A 16,949-nucleotide genomic window follows, 5' to 3' on the forward strand; every position below is an offset into this window, starting at 1 on the left:
CAGCGCGCGCTGCAGCCGCCGTTTTGTTTTGAAGAGGGCCGGCACGTCGATGCGCCCCCGCAAGGTGGGCTGCCCCCTCCAGGCGATCCCGGATCCGAGACCAAGCGATCATGGCTCAGAAACCCAACCCCAGCGGTCCCTCGCAGCGACAGCAGCGCGTGGCCGAGCTCGTCCGGCACGCCATCGCCGAGGTGCTTCAACGCGGTGACATCCAGGATCCCGTCCTCGGCTCGCACGTCATCACCGTGCCGGAAGTGCGGATGTCCCCGGATCTCAAGATCGCCACGGCCTACATCATGCCGCTCGGCGGGCTCGACGAGAAACCTGTCATCGCGGCCCTGGAGCGGAACAAGAAGGCGCTGCGCCAGGAAGTCGCCAGGCGCGTGAACCTGAAATTCGCCCCCGATCTCCGCTTCCTCCGTGACGAGACGTTCGACGAGGCGGACCGCATCGACGCCCTTCTCAGGAGCGAGAAGGTCCGGCGCGATCTCGAATCCCAACCCCAGGATTCGGACGATCAGGACGCCGGCACTCAGAACTGACCACCGCGGCGATACAGATCGGCCCCAGCGATCCGCCCCCTGCGTTACACCCCATCACGAACTGACCCTGGCGTAGATTAAGGATTTTCCGGCTGCAGAGGCCGTTGCTTCCATCTCGCCGCCGACGAGGACATCATGATCAACGATCCGACGATCGAGCATTCCGACGTCGCCTCCCCGCCGCCCCACCGTTCCGGCGAGGAAAGCCCCTCCAAAGGCCGCCGCCAGCAGCGGGGTCAAGGCTCCGATCGGCCCAAGCGCCGCGACGTGAACGGGTGGGTGATCCTCGACAAGGGGGTCGGCATGACGTCGACCCATGCGGTTGCCGTGGTGAAGCGTGCCTTCAACGCCAAAAAGGCGGGTCATGCCGGCACGCTCGATCCGCTGGCCTCCGGCATCCTCCCGATCGCCCTCGGAGAAGCGACCAAGACCGTTCCCTTCGTCATGGATGGGCGAAAGGCCTACATCTTCACCGTGACCTGGGGCATCGAGACGGATACCGACGATGCGGAAGGCCGTCCGGTTGCTACCAGCGACACGCGTCCGGATCGCGCCCTCGTGGAGGCAGCCCTCCCCGCCTTCATCGGCGCTATCGAGCAGGTGCCGCCGCGCTACTCGGCGATCAAGATCGCCGGCGAGCGCGCCTACGATCTTGCCCGCGACGGCGAAGTGGTGGAGCTGGTCGCGCGCCCGGTCCAGATCGACCATCTCGCGGTGGTGGAACACACACCCGATCGCACCGTCATTTCGGCCGAATGCGGCAAGGGCACCTATGTGCGCGCCATCGCCCGTGATCTCGGCCGCGTGCTCGGATGTTACGGGCACGTCTCGGCGCTTCGCCGCACCCGCGTCGGCCCCTTCGCGGAAGCCGAATCCTGCCTCGTGGCCACTCTCGAAGAGGGCGGTCCGGACGGCAACGCCGCTCATCTTAGGCCCGTCGAAACGGCGCTCGACGCAGTCGTCTCGGTGGCCGTCTCGCGCGACATGGCGCTTCGTCTGATGCGGGGCCAGCCGGTTCTCCTCCGGGGGCAGGACGCCCCCACGGAGGGCAAGGCTTTTGCCACCTGCGGCGGTATCCTCGTGGCCGTGGGCGACGTCGAGCGCGGCGAATTGGTTCCGCATCGCGTATTCCACCTCGGCGGAACGGCACGCCAGGGTTGAGGGGATCGTCGCTTGCCGGCAGCAGCGATACCTTGCTGGTTCTGGTCTGCGGGAACGCGACGAATGTCTTCCGTTTGGTTTACGGGTTGTTGACATTCATCAACATTGTCTCCCGCCGACTGCCGAGGGCCGGCGGGATTTAGTGTTCCGTTAGAAGGTTCATCCTACGCCTCGGTGCATGACCACCCGCATCAGACAGTCGGCGATGAATCTACTCGGTCGGTTTCGCAAGGAGACCGACGGCGCCATCGCCATTCTGTTCGCCCTGCTCTCGATTCCCCTGTTGATGCTGTCGGGGCTAGCGATCGATTACAGCGTGAACTCCATGGCCCAGCAAGGCCTCCAGGATGCTGCGGATTCCACCGTCATCTCATTGCTGAAGTTGCCGCTCTCCACCACGGATGCCGAGCTCCAGGCGAAGGCGGACAAACAGATCAGGGCCGCCGTTCCCAAACTGGTGGACGCAGGCACGACGGTCACCGCCACGCGCGTGGACAATACGATCACCGTGACGGTGGTCGGCAAGAGCCCGACCAGCGTGTCCAAGATCGCCGGCTACGATGCCTTTCCCGTCTCGGTCACAGCCGCCGGCACGCGCGGATCCGGTAATCTCGAGATCGCCCTCGTACTCGACAATACCGGATCGATGAGCGGCACGAAGATCACCAACCTGAAAGCGGCCGCCAACGACCTCGTCACGTCGCTGTTCAAAGAGGCCGACACCACCAAGCCCAACGCCCTCAAGATCGGAATTGTCCCGTTCTCGATGACCGTGAATGTCGGGCCTTCGAATGCGACCCAGTCGTGGCTCGATAAGGATGCGAAGGCCTCCTATCACTCGGACATCTTCGTCTCGCCGGCGAACCGCCTGACCCTGTTCAGCCAGATGAAGGTCGCGTGGGGCGGGTGCGTCGAGAGCCGGCCGGCGCCCTACGACGTTCAGGACACGCCACCCTCGATCGCCACTCCCAACACTCTGTTCGTCCCCTTCTTCGCACCCGACGAGTCCGACAAGGACAATAACGCCGTCAACGATTATATGAACGATTACGTCACCACGTCGTCGGTGACCGACTACCGCACGCGACAGGGCCAGATCACAAAATATTCAAAGAACGCCATCTTACAAAAAGGCCGGATCAGCAGCAACATCCCCTATCTCTACGGGCCCAATTCCGGCTGCGAACTCCAGCCCATCACGCGCCTGACCACATCGCAATCGACGCTCACGAACGCGATCAACGCGATGACCGTGGTCGGCGACACGAACATCGCCATGGGGTTGGTCTGGGGATGGCACCTGCTGTCTCCGAACGCCCCCTTCGCTGAGGGTGTGCCCTATGACGACAAGAACACCCGGAAGTTCGTCGTCCTGATGACGGACGGTCAGAACACCTCCTATGTCGGATCGTCCGCGAACGCATCGATCTATTCCGGCCTCGGCTTCATCTGGCAGAACCGGATCGGGACCACGTCGACGAATACGACCACCCGCACGAACGCCATGAATGCCCGGCTGTCGACGCTCTGCTCCAACATGAAGAATGCCGGCATCACCATCTTCACGGTTCGCGTCGAGGTGACCGAGGGAACCAGCGACATCCTGCGCAACTGCGCCACCAGCACGGACAAGTTCTACGACGTCCAGAATTCGGCAACACTCACCGATGCCTTCAAGGCGATCGGATCACAGATGAGCGAGTTGCGGATTTCCCGATGAACGTCCGGGGACGCACTCGCCTGATCGTCCGCACGCTGCGGGAACTCCCAGGTGACCGAAGCGGTGCGACAGCCGTCGAGTTCGGGCTCGTCGGTATCCCCTTCTTCGTGCTGCTCGGCGCGATGCTGGAAGGCTTCATGTTCATGGTCGCCCAGGTCTCCTTCGACAACGCCCTGGACCGGGCCGCGCGAGCCGTATTCACCGGTACGTTCCAACAGGGGTCCAACGGCAGCGACCCGGCGGCCCGCCTCATCCAGGAAATGTGCAAGGACGCCACGCTGTTCACGTGCAACGCGGAGAAGATCAAGATCGAGGTCACCACCGCGGATGCTGACGACGCGCCTGTGACCTGCTCTCCCTACGACAGCACGAGCCAGTCGATCTCGGCGGGTTTCGGGACCAAGTTCCAGTGCCCCAATGGCGACGATATCGTCACGATCTGTGCCATGGCTGCGATCCCGCGCTATTTCCCGACATCCAAACTGACCTTGCCGCCCCTCCCGAACAACGAGCAGATGATTCGGTCGATGGTCGTCTTTCGTGCGGAGCCATACGCGCAGGGAAAATGTCAGGCGAATTGATGCGGGCCGTCATTCTCTGCCGTCGGTTCGTCACCGAGCGCTCGGGTGTTTCCGCCGTGGAATTCGCACTCGTCGCGCCAGTGATGATCCTGCTGTTCATGGGAACGATCGAACTGCCCCGTGCCTACACGACCGGGCAACATGCCAACCGCGCCGCTCGCTCGATGGCGGATCTGATCTCACGCAAGACCCTGACCGCTCAGGAGGTGGACGGCGTCTACAACACGGGCCGCAACATGATGGCGCCGTACGATGCCACCGACGCGAAGATCGTCCTGACGGCGGCGGGCGTCTATCAGCAGAAAGACGGTTCGTTCAAAGCCAAGGTCTGCTCCAGCACGGCGGTGAATGCCCAGAAATACGCGGCTTCCACGGACCTTGGAGCACCGCCACCGTCGGAGGCGGTCGACAAGGCCCGCTACGTCATCGCCAAGATGACGATCGAATATAGGCCCATCTTCGACATCTTCCCGGCGCTCACCTCCTTCTCGTTCGAGAAGGAAGTGACTTGGCCCGTCCGAGCGATGAACGGAAAGCCGATCATCCTGCCCGGCGGCGTGGCCTGCCCGGCGACATGATTCGCGAAGGGCATGGCGGATTTGGGGACATGGTGGATTCAGGGACCCGCCCGGATTGACGGTCAGCGAGCCGGCAGAGCCGTCTCGATCACCCTCGCCCACAGCGAAGCCCCGTAGGGAATGGCGGCATCGTTGAAATCGTAATGCGGATGGTGGAGCCCGGCGCTGTCCCCGTTCCCCATGAAGATGTAGGCACCGGGCCGGTGGGCCAGCATGTAGGAGAAATCCTCTGCCGCCATCATCGGCGCCACATCCCGCTCCACATGGCTGTCTCCGACCATCCCTGCCGCCACGTCTGCGATGAATTCCGCCTCGGCCGGGTGGTTCTCCGTCACCGGATATCCGCCGCTGTAATCCACACGGGCGATGGCCCCGTAGGCGGCGGCCGTGTTCGTGACGATGGCATCGATGCGCTCCAGCATGGTGGCGCGTACCGTCTTCGAGAGCGCGCGCATGGTGCCCCGCATGGTCACCTGCTGGGGCAGGACGTTGAAGGCGTCTCCGGCCTCGAGGGCACAGACCGACACGACACCGCTTTCGAGGGGGTTCACGCTGCGCGCCACGACCGATTGCAGCGCGACGACGATGTGGCTCGCCACCAGCACGCTGTCGATGGCGAGATGCGGCTGCGCCGCGTGGCCGCCGCGCCCTTCGATCGTGATGGTGAAGCGGTCTGTGGAGGCCATGATCGGGCCGGGACGGATTGCGAAACGGCCGAGTTCCAATCCTGGGATGTTGTGCAGGCCGTAGACGGTCTCGACGCCGAACCGTTCCATCATGCCATCGCGGACCATCGCCTCGCCGCCACCGCCGCCTTCTTCGGCTGGCTGGAAGATCATCACCGCCGTGCCGTCGAAATCGCGTGTCTCGGCGAGGTACTTCGCGGCACCGAGAAGCATCGCGGTATGACCGTCATGGCCACAGGCATGCATCCGCCCCGGCACGGTGGAGCGATAGGCGAGATCGCGCACCTCCTGGATCGGCAGCGCGTCCATGTCCGCGCGCAGCCCGATGGCACGGTTCGAACCGTGCGAGCGCCCGCGAATGATCCCGACGACTCCCGTCCGGCCGATCCCCGTGGCGACCTCGTCGCAACCGAAATCCCGAAGCTTTTCGGCGACGAAGCCCGCCGTGCGATGGACGTCGTATTGCAGCTCCGGATGGGCGTGGAGGTCGTGCCGCCATGCGGTGATCTCATCCGCCAGGGCTGCGATCCGGTCGACGATGGGCATGGTTCACGTCTCTTGCGCGTCTTGGCTCGTCTCGGGCCGAGTTCGTCGACCATAGCGCATACCAGCAAAGGCGAGGCCATTCAGATCGATTTCAAAGGGCGCGGACGACGGATCATGTGCAGAACGTGATCGCCGGTGCTAGCGGGAGGGCGGCCTTGCCCGGACGGGCCGTCGTGGAGCCGGCGCATGAGCGGCGGCGAGATCGTCGAGGATCGGGCAATCGGGGCGGGCATCGCCGCTACAATGGTCCGCGAGCGACGCCAGAGTTCGGGCCATGGCCTCGAGCTCGGCGATGCGGCGGCGCAAGTCCGCAACGTGATGCAGGGCCAAGGCCTTCACCTGGGCGCTGGCGCGGCTGCGATCCTGCCAGAGGGCGAGAAGGCCGGCGATGTCCTCGACGGAGAAGCCGAGATCGCGGGAGCGGCGCACGAAACGCAAGGCGTGCAGATCCTCCTCGCCATACAGCCGGTAGCCGGACGTCGTCCTGCCCGCTGGCGGCAACAGGCCGATCTCCTCGTAGTACCGGATCATCTTGGCCGAGACGCCGGTGGCCTTTGCCGCCACGCCGATGGTGACGGCACCGCTCATCCCAGGCCTCCCACGCGGCGTCCCGCATTACGAAGGCGGAGGGCATTGGCGAGCACGAACACGCTCGACAGCGCCATGGCGCCCGCGGCCAGGACCGGCGAGAGCGACGGACCGCCGAACGCATGGAGCAGCCCCGCCGCCACGGGAATCAGCGCGACGTTGTAGGCGAAAGCCCAGAACAGGTTTTGCGTGATGTTCCGCATCACCGCGCGCGACAGGCCGATGGCTGAGACGATGCCGGACAGTGCCCCCGACATCAGCACCACGTCCGCGCTCTCCACGGCGATGTCCGTACCCGTCCCGATGGCGAGGCCGATTTCGGCCTCCGCGAGGGCCGGAGCATCATTGATACCGTCCCCGACGAAGGCCACGGGACCGAACCGGGCGCGCAAGTCCCGCACGGCCTCGACCTTGCCGCCGGGAAGCACCTCGGCGACGATCTCGGCAATCCCCAGCCGGGCCGCGACCCCAGAGGCCGCTCCCCTGGCATCCCCCGTGACCATGGCCACGACGAGACCCTGTGCCTTCAGGGCCGAGACGGCCTCGGCTGCACCCGCCTTGATCGGGTCCGATACGGCCACGAGGGCGGCGAAGCGACCGTCGATGGCAACGTAAAGGGGGCTCTTTCCCTCACCCTCCAATCGGGATGCCGCCTCGGCGAGGCCGGCCATGGCGATGCCGTACCTGTCCAGATGGCGCCGTGCGCCGACGATGATCGTCTGCCCCCCGACGCTCCCCTCGACGCCGTGGCCCGGCACGGCTTCGAAACGGTCTACGGGAAGCAGGGAAACGCCCCGTTCACCGGCCGCCTCGACGATGCTGCGCGCGATAGGATGTTCGGACCGTGCTTCCACCGAGGCTGCGAGCCTCAGCACCGCGTCCGGCTCGAAGCCGGCCGCCGTGAGGAAATCGGTGAGGGTGGGCCTGCCATCGGTGAGGGTTCCGGTCTTGTCGAAGGCAACGACCTTGGCGTCGCGCAGGGCCTGTAGCGCCGCGCCGTTGCGGAAGAGCACGCCGAGCTCCGCCGCGCGCCCCGTGCCGACCATGATCGAGGTCGGCGTCGCCAGCCCCATGGCGCAGGGGCAGGCGATGATGAGGACGGCGATGGCGTTGACGAGGGCGAAGCCCATTGCGGGACTCGGACCGAAGGCGAGCCATCCGACGAAAGTCATCAGGGATGCGGCGATGACGGCCGGGACGAACCAGCCGGTGACCCGATCGATCAGGGCCTGGATCGGCAGCTTGGCGCCCTGCGCCGCCTGGACCATCCCCACGATCTGCGCCAGCACCGTACGCGCGCCGATCGTGTCCACGCGCAGATCGAAGCCGCCATTGGTGTTCAGCGTGCCGCCGACCGTGCGGTCGCCCTCGCGCTTCCGCACGGGCAAAGGTTCGCCGGTGACCATGCTTTCGTCGACGAAGCTCTCCCCCGCAACGACCACGCCGTCGGCGGCGATGCGCTCGCCGGGGCGGATGCGGACGATATCGCCGAGCCGAAGGGACGCGAGGGGAATGTCGCTTTCGCGACCCTCCCGCATGACGCGTGCGGTCGCCGGCGCGAGTCCGACGAGGCGCGCGATGGCCGCGCCGGTACGCCCTTTGGCGCGAGCCTCCAGCAGGCGGCCGAGGAGAATCAGCGTGACGATGAGGACGGCAGCCTCGAAATAGAGATGGGCCGTCCCGGGCGGCAGAACCTGCGGCGCGAGGGTCGAGACAAGGGAATACGAATACGCGGCCCCCGCGCCGAGGGCGACGAGGGCGTTCATGTCCGGATGCCCCTTCACCAGGGCCGGAAAACCCTGCCGGAAGAAGCGCCGTCCGGGCCAAGCGAGGACGAGAGTGGCGAGAACGGCCTGAAACAGGCCGGCCGCCGTGCCGAGATGAGCCTGGACCGCCTCACCAAATCCGGGGACGAGATGCCCCCCCATGTCGAGGACGACAATCGGCGCCGACAGGGCGGCGGAGATGACGGCATCGCGCCGGAGCTCCGAAGCCTCGCGCTCGTGCCGATCCGCGGGCACTCCTCCCTTCACCTCGCCAACGGGAGTGGCCTCGTAGCCAGCGGTCTCGACAGCCTTTACGAGATCCGCAACGTCGACCGCCCCTTCCGCATGGCGCAGCGTGGCGCGCCCGGTGGCGAGGTTCACATTGGCGGTGCTTACCCCGTCGAGGGCGAGAAGCGCGCGCTCCACGCGGCCGACGCAGGACGCGCAGGACAAGCCGCCGACGGACAGCTCCGTGACGGTCTCGGGCACCTCATAGCCAACTCTGCGAATAGCGGCGACGACGCTTGCCGGGTCGTCGTTCAGTGTCAGGCTGACCCGCCCGGTGGCGAGATTGACGGCAACGTCAGATGCACCGGGAAGAGCGGCAAGAGCGCGCTCGACGCGACCGACGCAGGACGCGCAGCTCATGCCGACGACCGGAAGGTCGAGACGACGTCCCCTGACGGGGTGCTGCTTGGGGGAAGCGATCACGGTATCCATACGAGCCTATGTGGGGCTTCCCATCGTGGGAAGGTCAAGGCTGCGACGCATGGCTCATCGCGTCGCGTGCACATAGCGTCCGGGGCGTTTCCGCGTCATAGGAAGGCGATGATACAGCCTCTCGACACCTGCATGCGAACCTTGAGCGCGCTGATCACCTCCGACATCCCGGCGGGTGAGGCCGAGGCCAATGCCTGCATCGAGACCTATCTCGCGACGTTTCCCGGTCCGGCGAAGCAGGTGGCGGCCCTGAGCATGCTCGACCATGCGGTCGACCAGCGCTTGAGCCCCTCCCCCTTCCTGCCCGTGCTGAAGGCGATCATTGAGGCGCAGTACCGGCGCCTCGGCACCAGCCGGAACTGAACGGCCAGGGCCACGGTCAGAGGGTCGTAGACGTTTCGTCACCAGCCTGCCGTTCCGGTAGCAGCGCGCGGACGGTGGTGCCCCGGTCCGGCTCGCTCTCGATGACGAGCTTGCCACGGTGGCGGTTGACGATGTGTTTGACGATGGCGAGGCCGAGGCCCGTCCCGCCCTTCTGCCGGCTCGAGGCCACATCCACCCGGTAGAACCGCTCCGTCAGACGGGGAATGTGTTCGGGCGCGATACCCGGCCCATCGTCCCGCACGCTGAGCGCGATCTGCGGCTTTCCCGACGCCGGGCGAAGGGTCCGTTCCAGACCGACGACGACGTTGCCGCCCCCGTACTTCACCGCATTCTCCACGAGGTTCTCGACCACGCGGGCGAGTTCGTCGCGCTCGCCGAGCACCGGATAGGTGGCATCCGGCGCGTCGAGGGTGATGCTCACGCCGCGCTCGCGGGCCAGCGGCCCCTGCATGTCCACCATCTGCCGCGCGATCTGACCGAGATCGACGACCTGCGTCGGCGGGACGTGCTCGCGCAGTTCGATGCGCGAGAGCGAGAGCAGGTCGTCGATGAGGCGCGTCATGCGCTGCGCCTGGGTCTTCATGATGCCGAGGAACTTCTCCCTGGCCGGCGCATCGGCCTTGGCCGGCCCCTGCAGGGTCTCGATGAAGCCGAGGAGGGAGGCGAGCGGCGTGCGAAGCTCGTGGCTGGCATTGGCGACGAAATCGACCCGCATCGCCTCAAGGCGACGCGCCGCCGTGAGATCGCGCAGGAACAAGACGACGTTGGGCTGTCCGCCCCCCGGGCCGTCCGGCATCGGCAATGCGCCGATCTGCACCTCGAACGCACACTCGGTCGGCACACGCGTCGTGTAGAGGGTCTTCAGTGGGGCACCGGTGCGGAGCACCTCCTCGATCCCGTCGAGAACGTCCGGTGCCCGTAAGGCAAAGGAAAGCGGGTGCTTGAGCTTGAGGGCCGGTAGGAGCGTGCGCGCGGCCGGGTTGACCTCGATGACCACGCTGCGCCGATCCACCAGGATCACCGGGTCGGGGATGTTGGCCAGAAGGGCCTCGGCGATGGAATGGCGCGTGCGGGCGGCTGCCTCGGGCGGGGCCACCCTCCTCGGCCGGCTCAGGCTGCCGACGAGGCCACCAATGACGATTGCCACCGCGCCCGCGGCGACGATGGCGGCAAGGTCACCTCTCACGCTCGAGGCGACGACCGTGATCGTGGCAGCGATGCCTGCGCCGATCCAGGCCGATCTTCGCGCGCCACGGGCCATCGCTCACCGCTCCTTGGCCCAAGACACCGCTCAGGAGCCGCTTGACGCGGATGGCGAAGCCCCGCGCACGCGCCGGACGATCTCATAGACGCCGAGCATCGCCAGGGCGACCACGAAGGGAACGAGGTAGTAGCAGACCCGGAACAGCAGCAGCGAGCCGAGGACCTGATCTCGCGGCAGGCTCGACAGGGCGAGCAGGATCGTCGCCTCGAAGACCCCGAGCCCGCCCGGTGCGTTAGAGGCGATGCCGAGCATGGCCGCCAGGACGTAGACGCCGACGAAGGTGGTGAATCCGATGGTCGAACCAGCGGGGAGCAGGACATAGAGCGTCGCCGCCGCAGCGCAGACGTCACCGATGCCCACCACCATCTGGCTCATCGACACCGTGGCGCCAGGCAGTTCGAGGGACCAGCCCTTGACCCTGACATGGCGGCGCTTGAGCGAGACCCAACCGAGATAGCCGAACACCATGAGTAGGGCCGCAAAGCCCACGCCTTGGTTCAGACGGATGCTGGTGAAGGTGAGCGCCGCCAGTTGCCCCGCCTCGACCACGAGGCTGAGACCGAGGACGACCCCCATGCCGAGCCAGAAAGTGAAGCCAGCGATGACGGTGAGCGCCGCGATCTTCGCCGCGCTCAGACCTTTCTTCGAGTAGATCCAATAGCGGATCGTTCCCGCCGTCAGGAGCGGGAAGCCGAGGGTAAAGCTAACCGCGTAGCTGGTGAACGAGGCGAGCGCCGTCGTCCTGTAGGGGACTTTGATCTTGAGCTGTCGCAGGGCGAGGGCGTCGTAGCAGGTAAGGAACAGATAGCTCACGCCGACGAACAGGAAAGCGAAGCCGAGCTGTTCGCCGGTGGCCGCCGTCAGTGCCGCATGCAGCTCGGCCCAGGTGACCTGCTGCGACAGCTTCCACAACACGCCGAGTGACACCGCGAAGATGACGATGCTGGCGGCGGTGCCGAGCCAGGCGTAGCGATTCCTGTAGGAGCGCTTCGGCGCTGGCGGAGCGCAATCCTCCGTTTCGGCCGTCGTCACGGCGTCGGCCGGCTTCACGTCGGCCCGCCGATGATGGTCTCCCGCAAAGTTCATGTCGTCGGCGTCCGCCTCCGCCGGCCTTCCCGCCCAACCTCGACGGCGGCGTGGATTGGGACCGAGCTTTTGCCGGACCGCGGCCCGTGCCCCGGCATTTAGGGTCTTTGCGTCCGGATGGCCAGTCACCTCGGCCCCTCCGCTGGTGAAGTCCGGTATGAGAGTAGCTTCGCCGCGGCTTGGGCCAGCCCCTCGACGATCCGCTGAGCCACCAGGGGGGAGGTGCAGACGAAGGTCGGGCTCGGATGTGGAATGGCGAGAACCGGTATCCCCGGCCGGAGCCGTGAGAGTGGTTCGCGCGACAGGCCGGCCACGCGCCCGGCAAGCACCACGACGGCGAGGGACGGAAGCAGATCGATGAGCGGCGCGAGGTAGACGGCGGCGGACGCGATCTCGGCTTTCCTCGGTGCCCGGTTGAGGGCGCCGGGCGCGTGGATGACCCAGGGAACGGCGTTCCAGATGAGGCTGTCGCGCCGTGCGATACCGGCCTCCGCCATGAACCGGAACAGGTTAGCGGCGGTGCCGGTGGGGTTGTCGCGCGAGACGATGCCGGTGCGGCCGATGCCCGGACCCGGTGTCTCCAGCAGCAGGAGAAGCCGTGCGCCGATCCCACCATCGTGCGGATCGGGGTCCGGCACGGCCGCGGACCGTTCCGCCGCGATCCGTCGCGCCAGCGCTTGCAAGGGCGCCACATGCGCCGCATTTCGGCGTGCGCGACGGACAGCGAGCTGCTCCGGATCGGCGAGGCTCCTTGGCCGGATCACGTCAGCCTCGGGCGGCATGGTCCTCGAACAGGGCGGCAACATCGGCGGACAATGTCCCGGCAAGGCGGAACCGCTCAGTCCTCGCCTCGCCCGCCAGACGACCCATCAACCCTTCCACTCCACCGAACTGGAACGCGAGCTGGGTCGCATAGGCCGAGCAGGAGGCACCCTTCCGCGCCTCGGCCATCGCCGAATAGCGACACGCGCGCTCCGGCAACGCATAAAAATCTCGCTTGAACGGCTCCTTCGGCGCAGCGTCGCGAACGGTATAGGGAAAATCACGCCACCACAGAATCGGAACGGTCCATCGCGCTTGGCTCATGGCGCGGACCAGCTGGACGTGATCGACATGGCCGCCGACGGCCTGCGGGGCGAAGACGAGATCGGGAGAGAGGTCGCCGACGAGGCACGAAACCGCATCGCCGAGGGTATCGACGATGTCGTCGTCGCCGCGAGGTTCGGCGAAGAGCTCCGGTGCGGTGCCGTAGCCGCGATGCGGCGCTTCCCGAAACGGCATGTGCAGAGGCGGCGCGATCCCGAGCGCTTCGGCCGCGTGCCGATCCTCGTCCCGCCGGAGCGCCATGTAGTCGATCTCCGGACCCAGGCCTTTGTCGGTCTGGCAGGCGAGGGCAAAACCCTTCGGATCGGCGACGGTGGCGGTGAAGATCGTCGCCATCACCACCTTCCAGCCAGCTTCGGCCAGGGTCGCCAGGGTTCCCCCGCATGAGAAGGCGGCATCGTCGAGATGGGGTGAGAGCGCGAGGGCGACGGGCATAGTCAGAGCAGGTGGGGCTCGGCGCGGAACCGGCAGGCGGGATCATGCGGAAGGGTGTCCGCGAAGTCAGTCCGGGGACGCTCGCCCGCGACCTCGGCATAGACGTCCATGATCTGGCGGCCGACCGCCGTCCAGGAATAGACGCGGCGGCACTCGTCGAGTCCGTCCCGGGCGAGACGCCGGCGCAAGGGCTCGTCCTCGATGACGCGCCGGAGCGCATCGGCGAGGGCTTCCACGTCGCCGGGCTGGACCAGCAATCCGTTCTCACCGTCGCGCAAGCAGTCGGACACGCCCACCGCATGGGTCGAGACCACGGCGAGCCCCGCAGCCATGGCCTCCAGGATGGTGTTGGAAAAGCCCTCGGCATAGGTCGGCGAGACGAAGACGTCAGCCTGCCGGTAGAGGTCGGGTACGGTGTGGTAATCCGCGTAGCCCGTGAAGCGGATCTCGGCCTCGGAAAAGTTCAGCTCTGCCGCACGGGCCTTCGAGGAATCCACGTCGGGCCCGATGCCGGAGACGATCGTCTCGAATGGGACCCCGCGCGAACGCAGCAGGCCGAGCGCGTCGATGAAGTCGAGGACGCCTTTCCGGCGGTCGACCCGGCCGTGATAGAACAGCCGCACCGGCCCCGCATGCCCGGCGACACCGGGCGTGAAGCGCGCCGTGTCGACGGCGCCGGGCACGATGGTGAAGCGGTCCGGGTCGGAGCCCAGCCGGTCGCAGACCTCCTCCACGAAGGAGCGGCCGCCGATGAGGAGGGCGTTGGCATGGGCCAGCACCTCGCACATGGCGACGCGATGGGTCTCGCAGCACGAGCCGACCCAATGGCCGTCACCGCCCTGGATCGAGACGACGTTGGGAACGCCGATCCGCTTCGAGGCGAGCAGCGTCGCCCAGCCGGTTGGATAGCCGTATTGGGCGTGGAGAAGATCGAAGCGCTGACGTGCGTGCTCGGCCACGATGGTCTCCACCATCGTCTCGATGTCGCGTTCGAAATCGCCGTTCGTCTGCTCGCCCACCTGTTCGAGGCCGAGAACGCGCACGCCCGGCACGGAGGGCGGCGGGCCACCCCCATAGACGCGGGTACCGAATTCATCGCCCCGGTACTGGCTGATCATCGTCACGTCATGGCCGGCATCGACCAGTTCACGCAACAGGTTCTGCGCGTACACGCTCATGCCGGAAATCGCCGGGAAATAGCGGCGGCTGACGAAGCAGATCCTCACGCGTTCACCTCTGCCTTGTGGTTGCGGCAGGTCCGCAGGTAGTCCAGCGATTTCGGCACGATCACATCGGCGCGGTGGCTCTCGCGGGAGAGTTCGACGCAGACGAGGCGCTGGAAGCCGATGGCGTCGAGGGCGTCGAGCACACCGGCGACCTCCATGTCGCCCTCACCGAAGGGCAGGTGGATATGCTCGCCCCGCGCCATGTCCTCAATGGCGACGGTGCCGATCACGTCGGCGAATTCCGCCACGGCCGCCGCCGGATCGCGCTCGCCGGTCACGAGGCAATGGCCGGTATCGAGGGCGAGCCTCAAGCCTTCGATGTTCAAGGCGGCGAAATCGTCCAGGGTCTCCACCAGCATGCCGGGTTCCGGCTCGAGGCAGGCGACGATGCCCTGCTCACGGGCATAACCCACGATCTCGGCGACGCCATCGCCGAGCCAGAGGCGGGCCTCTTCCCGGTCGATGCCGGATCTCGGAACGCCGGCCCAAAACGACACGGCTTCCGAATGCAGGATCACGGCGATGTCCACCGCCCGCTTGAGGAACCCGATGCGCCGGGCGCGCCCGGAAGCGTCCGCGCTCACGAGGGTCGGCTCGTGCTTCGCCCTTGGGTCGAGGAGGAAACGGGCACCGGTCTCGATGACGCTGCCGAGGCCGAGCCGTTGCAGCCGGCTCGACACGCGCTGGGCCTCCTGGACCCAGTTCTCGGCGAACGGATCGAGATGGTGGATGTCGAGAGTCAGTGCCACGCCCTGGTAGCCGGCATCGGCGATGAGATCGATGGCGTCGTCCAGGCGATGGTTGGCCATGCCGTTGGTGTTGTAGGCGAAACGAAGGGTCATGCCGCCCTCCCCTGCTGTTCGAGGCGGAACGGCGCGTGATGCGATTCCGGCTCGCGGTAAAGCGGGTAATGCCGCCCAACGATCTCGTCGGCCAGGGCCACGTCGAAGAGCGGCTGGCCACCGAGACGATCGAGCGCTTCGGGGGTGAGAAGCACGGGGAGCTTCGTCTCGCTGGCCTCACCGAACGTAATCAGCGGATGGTCCCGCTCGATCAGTTTGGCGGCGTTGCGCTCGCCGATGCGGTGATAGCTCATCGTCTCGACTTCCAACCCTGGTACGATCGCCTTGACCACGCCGACGCTGCCGCCTGGCGGAGAGCAATCGACGTAGAGAACGTCGAACCCGGCTTCTTCGAGACGCTCGCGGGCGATCCGTCCACGGGCATGGCCGTCGGGGGCCTCCGTCGTCGGCAGGTCCGTGAACGCCTTGGTGCTGCGCTCGGAATAGACCGTGTCCTTCAGAACGTCGCGCAGCCCCTCCGGCGGCAGGACGATCCATTCGAGCATGGCTTTCAGGGCGCGGCTCTCCTCCAGATCGAGGCTCGGCAGAGCCTTCTGGATGAAGGCGTTGACGTAGCCCGGCGGCGTCACCCGTTCGGCGAAGGAAAGTGGGCCGTGGCCGAAGGCCTTGCGCACGCGGGCCGCCTGGAATTCGAGGAGCGCCTTGCGCAGGGCCCGCTCACGGTCCGGATCACAGGCCTCGCCGCAGGCGGAGAGGGCCACGGGGACCGGAGCGTCGGCGGGGTTCCGGTCGTGGCCGACGACGTAGATGTTGGTGAGACCGAACTGGTCGGTGGCGAATTTCGGCAGCGCCCGGATGCCGAGATCGTCGAGACGGGCGAGCATAGCCCTGTTTTCCGGGCCGATCCCGTCGAGATCGAGCATCACGCCCTGGTCGAGGGCGCGGAACAGGAGGCCGTTACCGTCGCGCTGGAGCAGTTCGAGCAGGCCGTGGCCGAGGGCGAACTCCACATCCGGCCCGGCGCCGAGGCCGTTGGTGATGAGGTTGGTGAAGGGCTTGTAGCCCTCCGACAGTTCGAAATAGTCCGTGGCCGCGATGTCGAGGGGCATCAGAACGGTCTCGCCCGTGCGCGCCCGGACGCTCGGCGTCCATTCGAGCACCGTGTCGCGGCCGACCGGGGAGCCTGCGGGCAGACACAGGGTGAGCGGATCGGCGACTGAGCCAATGCCGAAGACCTTGGTCAGGTCGTGGTAGGAGCCTCGCTCCTTCTTGCGCGGCATGACCGCCAGAGACGGCATCAGGTTCTCGGCTATCTCGGCCACCGCGCCGATCAGCGCCTCGTCGTCGGTGGCGCCGTAGCCGATACCGCTCGGCATGGCGCCGACGAAGAACGGATCGTCGAGGAACAGCGAGACGAACCAGACAGGGATGCCGGTCCGGTCGAGAGGGGCCAGGGGGAAGCCGACGATGCGCCCCTTCGGCAGGATGTCGAGATAAGCGCGCACGGGCTCGGGCAGCGACGCGGGCAGCCCCTCGATGACCCGCGGGCCGCCATAGGTGTAGGGCCGGGGAGACTTAATGCGCGGGTCGCGCGCCCGGGCGTCCTGATCGTGTTCGCTCATGTCGGTCGTCCCTCAGTTCAGGATAGTCCCACCCATCGACCTCATCCTGAGGTGCCGCAGCCTCGCTGCGGCCTCGAAGAAGGCCTCCAGGACCGAAAGCGATCCCTGGAAGTCTCTTTCGAGGCTGCTTCGCAGCA

General features: G+C 66.6%; 16 protein-coding genes. 6 read left to right on the forward strand and 10 right to left on the reverse strand.

The window, feature by feature from the left end:
* Positions 1 to 110: 110 nt before the first annotated feature.
* From rbfA to MBTS_RS21375, 5 genes are all read left to right on the forward strand, one after another.
* Positions 111 to 542, forward strand: a complete 432-nt coding sequence (gene rbfA, locus MBTS_RS21355) for a 30S ribosome-binding factor RbfA (protein ID WP_192216426.1) — start codon at positions 111 to 113, stop codon at positions 540 to 542.
* A gap of 135 nt (positions 543 to 677) precedes the next feature.
* Positions 678 to 1,703 (forward strand): tRNA pseudouridine(55) synthase TruB, encoded by a 1,026-nt coding sequence (gene truB, locus MBTS_RS21360; RefSeq protein WP_018044939.1) that lies wholly within the window; start codon positions 678 to 680, stop codon positions 1,701 to 1,703.
* 205 nt (positions 1,704 to 1,908) lie between these two features.
* Positions 1,909 to 3,423 (forward strand): TadE/TadG family type IV pilus assembly protein, encoded by a 1,515-nt coding sequence (locus MBTS_RS21365; RefSeq protein WP_018044940.1) that lies wholly within the window; start codon positions 1,909 to 1,911, stop codon positions 3,421 to 3,423.
* Entirely contained in the window at positions 3,420 to 4,004 is a 585-nt protein-coding gene (locus tag MBTS_RS21370) for a TadE/TadG family type IV pilus assembly protein (RefSeq protein WP_018044941.1), read from the forward strand. Before MBTS_RS21365 ends, MBTS_RS21370 begins: the two co-directional genes overlap by 4 nt.
* Complete coding sequence (locus tag MBTS_RS21375; RefSeq protein ID WP_018044942.1) at positions 4,004 to 4,582, forward strand: TadE/TadG family type IV pilus assembly protein; 579 nt, start codon at positions 4,004 to 4,006, stop codon at positions 4,580 to 4,582. Before MBTS_RS21370 ends, MBTS_RS21375 begins: the two co-directional genes overlap by 1 nt.
* 62 nt (positions 4,583 to 4,644) lie before the next feature.
* On the opposite strand, the gene MBTS_RS21380 is transcribed toward MBTS_RS21375, so the two are convergent.
* The 3 genes from MBTS_RS21380 to MBTS_RS21390 form a co-directional block, all read right to left on the reverse strand.
* A complete protein-coding gene (locus tag MBTS_RS21380; protein WP_018044943.1) occupies positions 4,645 to 5,814 on the reverse strand; it encodes a M20 aminoacylase family protein in 1,170 nt (389 codons plus the stop codon).
* Positions 5,815 to 5,952: 138 nt separating this feature from the next.
* The gene (gene cueR / locus MBTS_RS21385) at positions 5,953 to 6,402 is read right to left on the reverse strand and encodes a Cu(I)-responsive transcriptional regulator (RefSeq protein WP_018044944.1); all 450 of its coding nucleotides are present in this window, start codon (positions 6,400 to 6,402) and stop codon (positions 5,953 to 5,955) included.
* Positions 6,399 to 8,888: a heavy metal translocating P-type ATPase gene (locus MBTS_RS21390; RefSeq protein WP_147830240.1), complete on the reverse strand. Its 2,490-nt coding sequence runs from the start codon at positions 8,886 to 8,888 to the stop codon at positions 6,399 to 6,401. The genes cueR and MBTS_RS21390 overlap by 4 nt, the downstream gene beginning before the upstream one ends.
* Positions 8,889 to 8,996: 108 nt before the next feature.
* Here MBTS_RS21390 and MBTS_RS21395 point away from each other — a divergent pair, with 108 nt between their 5' ends.
* The gene (locus MBTS_RS21395; RefSeq protein WP_018044946.1) at positions 8,997 to 9,251 is read left to right on the forward strand and encodes a hypothetical protein; all 255 of its coding nucleotides are present in this window, start codon (positions 8,997 to 8,999) and stop codon (positions 9,249 to 9,251) included.
* A gap of 16 nt (positions 9,252 to 9,267) precedes the next feature.
* Here MBTS_RS21395 and MBTS_RS21400 read toward each other — a convergent pair whose 3' ends face one another.
* The 7 genes from MBTS_RS21400 to MBTS_RS21430 all read right to left on the reverse strand — a co-directional run bounded on the left by MBTS_RS21400 (position 9,268) and on the right by MBTS_RS21430 (position 16,812).
* Positions 9,268 to 10,533 carry an ATP-binding protein gene (locus MBTS_RS21400; RefSeq protein WP_192216427.1) on the reverse strand — a complete coding sequence of 422 codons (1,266 nt, stop codon included), beginning with the start codon at positions 10,531 to 10,533 and terminating at the stop codon, positions 9,268 to 9,270.
* A 30-nt stretch (positions 10,534 to 10,563) separates the two neighbouring features.
* Entirely contained in the window at positions 10,564 to 11,622 is a 1,059-nt protein-coding gene (locus tag MBTS_RS21405; RefSeq protein ID WP_187273341.1) for a lysylphosphatidylglycerol synthase domain-containing protein, read from the reverse strand.
* Positions 11,623 to 11,747: 125 nt separating this feature from the next.
* Positions 11,748 to 12,404 carry a uracil-DNA glycosylase gene (locus MBTS_RS21410; RefSeq protein WP_056140690.1) on the reverse strand — a complete coding sequence of 219 codons (657 nt, stop codon included), beginning with the start codon at positions 12,402 to 12,404 and terminating at the stop codon, positions 11,748 to 11,750.
* Positions 12,388 to 13,161 (reverse strand): PIG-L deacetylase family protein, encoded by a 774-nt coding sequence (locus MBTS_RS21415; protein WP_056140686.1) that lies wholly within the window; start codon positions 13,159 to 13,161, stop codon positions 12,388 to 12,390. Before MBTS_RS21415 ends, MBTS_RS21410 begins: the two co-directional genes overlap by 17 nt.
* 2 nt (positions 13,162 to 13,163) lie before the next feature.
* A complete protein-coding gene (locus MBTS_RS21420; protein ID WP_147830236.1) occupies positions 13,164 to 14,387 on the reverse strand; it encodes a glycosyltransferase family 4 protein in 1,224 nt (407 codons plus the stop codon).
* Positions 14,384 to 15,229, reverse strand: a complete 846-nt coding sequence (locus MBTS_RS21425) for a sugar phosphate isomerase/epimerase family protein (RefSeq protein ID WP_147830234.1) — start codon at positions 15,227 to 15,229, stop codon at positions 14,384 to 14,386. The genes MBTS_RS21420 and MBTS_RS21425 overlap by 4 nt, the downstream gene beginning before the upstream one ends.
* Complete coding sequence (locus MBTS_RS21430; RefSeq protein ID WP_147830232.1) at positions 15,226 to 16,812, reverse strand: YcaO-like family protein; 1,587 nt, start codon at positions 16,810 to 16,812, stop codon at positions 15,226 to 15,228. Before MBTS_RS21430 ends, MBTS_RS21425 begins: the two co-directional genes overlap by 4 nt.
* Between the last annotated feature and the right edge of the window lie 137 nt (positions 16,813 to 16,949).

It is taken from the genome of Methylobacterium bullatum (genome assembly GCF_014845095.1).
Classification (GTDB): Bacteria; Pseudomonadota; Alphaproteobacteria; order Rhizobiales; family Beijerinckiaceae; genus Methylobacterium; species Methylobacterium bullatum.

What these genes read in the sequence shown, in the direction of transcription:
- MBTS_RS21375 (WP_018044942.1), top strand. Translation starts at nt 4,004, where the DNA reads ATGCGGGCCGTCATTCTCTGCCGTCGGTTCGTCACCGAGCGCTCGGGT.
- MBTS_RS21430 (WP_147830232.1), bottom strand. Translation starts at nt 16,812, where the DNA reads ATGAGCGAACACGATCAGGACGCCCGGGCGCGCGACCCGCGCATTAAG.
- MBTS_RS21425 (WP_147830234.1), bottom strand. Translation starts at nt 15,229, where the DNA reads ATGACCCTTCGTTTCGCCTACAACACCAACGGCATGGCCAACCATCGC.
- MBTS_RS21410 (WP_056140690.1), bottom strand. Translation starts at nt 12,404, where the DNA reads ATGCCGCCCGAGGCTGACGTGATCCGGCCAAGGAGCCTCGCCGATCCG.
- truB (WP_018044939.1), top strand. Translation starts at nt 678, where the DNA reads ATGATCAACGATCCGACGATCGAGCATTCCGACGTCGCCTCCCCGCCG.
- MBTS_RS21370 (WP_018044941.1), top strand. Translation starts at nt 3,420, where the DNA reads ATGAACGTCCGGGGACGCACTCGCCTGATCGTCCGCACGCTGCGGGAA.
- MBTS_RS21400 (WP_192216427.1), bottom strand. Translation starts at nt 10,533, where the DNA reads ATGGCCCGTGGCGCGCGAAGATCGGCCTGGATCGGCGCAGGCATCGCT.
- MBTS_RS21415 (WP_056140686.1), bottom strand. Translation starts at nt 13,161, where the DNA reads ATGCCCGTCGCCCTCGCGCTCTCACCCCATCTCGACGATGCCGCCTTC.
- MBTS_RS21365 (WP_018044940.1), top strand. Translation starts at nt 1,909, where the DNA reads ATGAATCTACTCGGTCGGTTTCGCAAGGAGACCGACGGCGCCATCGCC.
- MBTS_RS21390 (WP_147830240.1), bottom strand. Translation starts at nt 8,888, where the DNA reads ATGGATACCGTGATCGCTTCCCCCAAGCAGCACCCCGTCAGGGGACGT.
- rbfA (WP_192216426.1), top strand. Translation starts at nt 111, where the DNA reads ATGGCTCAGAAACCCAACCCCAGCGGTCCCTCGCAGCGACAGCAGCGC.
- cueR (WP_018044944.1), bottom strand. Translation starts at nt 6,402, where the DNA reads ATGAGCGGTGCCGTCACCATCGGCGTGGCGGCAAAGGCCACCGGCGTC.
- MBTS_RS21380 (WP_018044943.1), bottom strand. Translation starts at nt 5,814, where the DNA reads ATGCCCATCGTCGACCGGATCGCAGCCCTGGCGGATGAGATCACCGCA.
- MBTS_RS21395 (WP_018044946.1), top strand. Translation starts at nt 8,997, where the DNA reads ATGATACAGCCTCTCGACACCTGCATGCGAACCTTGAGCGCGCTGATC.
- MBTS_RS21405 (WP_187273341.1), bottom strand. Translation starts at nt 11,622, where the DNA reads ATGAACTTTGCGGGAGACCATCATCGGCGGGCCGACGTGAAGCCGGCC.